Below are 2,047 nucleotides of genomic sequence, written 5' to 3' on the forward strand. Positions count from 1 at the left end.
AAAGATTTGGCTATTATCATCACTTTGCCAACAGTTGGAACAGTTTATAATACTGGGAGAACCTATGTAGAGTGGTTTCAAAATGTTAGACCTATAATACAAGAATTATGTCGTAAATACGAGTGTGCGTTTGCTGATTTTACAGCGAGAACTTACGCACATAATGATATGTCTATAAAAACATGGTCAGCTTTAAATTCAGATGGCGTTACTTATGGATCGATACACCCTAACAAATACTCAATGGCTCAAATTATGTCACAGTTACAAGATTTAATATATCCTGTTTGCATGTGGAATATTGATATTGATTAATATATATTTAGGATTGCATGGGAAAATATCGGTTCAGCAGTAATTGGTTCAACGACAATATATTATTGGAAACGTACTGCATAAAAAAATAAAAAGGAAAATAAAAAATGAAATTAGATTATAACTCACGTGAGATTTTCTTTGGTAATGAAGCTCTAATCGTAGCTGATATGGCCAAGGGAAGTAACGGAAAACCAGAGTTTACTAACCATAAAATTGTAACTGGTTTAGTATCAGTTGGCGCAATGGAAGACCAAGCGGAGACTAACAGCTATCCAGCTGATGACGTGCCAGACCATGGAGTGAAAAAAGGTGCTACCTTACTTCAAGGCGAAATGGTATTCATTCAAACAGACCAATCGCTTAAAGAAGACATTTTAGGTCAACAAAGAACAGAAAATGGCTTGGGTTGGTCTCCTACTGGTAATTGGAAAACGAAATGTGTTCAATACCTTATTAAAGGGCGTAAGCGTGATAAAGTTACAGGGGAATTTGTTGACGGTTATCGCGTAGTCGTTTATCCAAATTTGAGACCAACAGCAGAAGCAACAAAAGAATCAGAAACAGATTCAGTTGACGGTGTAGACCCTATCCAATGGACTTTGGCAGTACAAGCGACTGAGTCAGATATTTATTTGAATGGCGGTAAAAAAGTCCCTGCTATTGAGTACGAAATTTGGGGAGAACAAGCAAAAGATTTCGTCAAGAAAATGGAAAGTGGTTTATTCATTATGCAACCTGATACAGTTCTAGCTGGTGGAATTACACTCGTAGCTCCTGTTATTCCTAATGTGACTACTGCTACAAAGGGTCATAATGACGGAAGAATCGTAGTGCCTGCCACTTTGAAAGATTCTAATGGTGGAACTGTAAAAGTAACATCAGTGATTAATGACGCAAATGGAAAAGTAGCAACAAACGGACAACTTGCTCCAGGTGCCTATAACGTAAAGTTCTCCGCTGAGGGTTATAAAGATGTTACCGCAGGAGTTTCAGTAACTGACCATTCATAAGACTAAAAATAGATTAAGTAAAGGAATATAAAATAAAATGGCAAAACAATTGAGTACAGCACGTAAATTTAAAATGATTACAGGTAAAGACCTTTTCCAACAACAAAAGGCAATGGATACAGAACTTAAAAAAGAAGACGGAGAAATTACTGACCTAATGGAGTTCGTTCAATATGGTCTATACTTGGCTCTTTTTCAAGATAACATTGTAAAAGCTAAAAGTGACTTCTCTGACTTCCGTTCTAGCTTCGAGTTCGATACTGACGGTAAAGGGCTTAAAGAACTTGTCGAATTATGGCAGAAAGAAATTTAATGAGCTGAAAGGACTGTAAATGATTTTAAAACATGCAATTAGATACTTAGAACTAACTGGTTCAGACTTTATTACAGATTTAAAAGACTTTGCAGACCTACAAAATTCTTTTGTCGCTGGATATATTCCTGATGACTTTACAGAGCAAATGGAGAGCTTTACAGACAAGTTATTGATACTTTGGGTAGATTGTAACGGAGGAATGCAAAACGCCTTAGATGATAAAACAGAGCTTCCTACAACTAACGAGTTAATCAATATCTTCTGTAAAACTGTTTTTATTAAAGAAAAAGAGGAAACGGAAGACGATACAGTCTTCTTTTCTTCTAGTTCATTGATTAAGAAAAAGAAAGATACTGTAAGGGAAAATAAAACTTTAGAACTTTTGACTGTTTTGGGCAATAAT

4 protein-coding genes are annotated in these 2,047 nt (G+C 35.8%); all 4 read left to right on the top strand.

The genetic code is table 11. The annotated features are described in order from the left end of the window. The coding region (locus tag D9V42_RS15165) for a hypothetical protein (protein WP_158593194.1) at positions 1 to 315 on the top strand (315 nt) is incomplete at its 5' end. A 107-nt stretch (positions 316 to 422) separates the two neighbouring features. Next, positions 423 to 1,328: a phage tail tube protein gene (locus D9V42_RS14435; protein WP_036853153.1), complete on the top strand. Its 906-nt coding sequence runs from the start codon at positions 423 to 425 to the stop codon at positions 1,326 to 1,328. Between the two features lie 37 nt (positions 1,329 to 1,365). Then, on the top strand, positions 1,366 to 1,641 hold the full coding sequence (locus D9V42_RS14440) for a hypothetical protein (protein WP_015979526.1): 276 nt from the start codon (positions 1,366 to 1,368) through the stop codon (positions 1,639 to 1,641). A 19-nt stretch (positions 1,642 to 1,660) separates the two neighbouring features. Next, on the top strand, positions 1,661 to 2,047 hold a 387-nt coding region (locus tag D9V42_RS14445), incomplete at its 3' end, for a hypothetical protein (protein ID WP_122065540.1).

It is taken from the genome of Staphylococcus pseudoxylosus (assembly GCF_003697915.1).
Lineage (GTDB): Bacteria > Bacillota > Bacilli > Staphylococcales > Staphylococcaceae > Staphylococcus > Staphylococcus pseudoxylosus.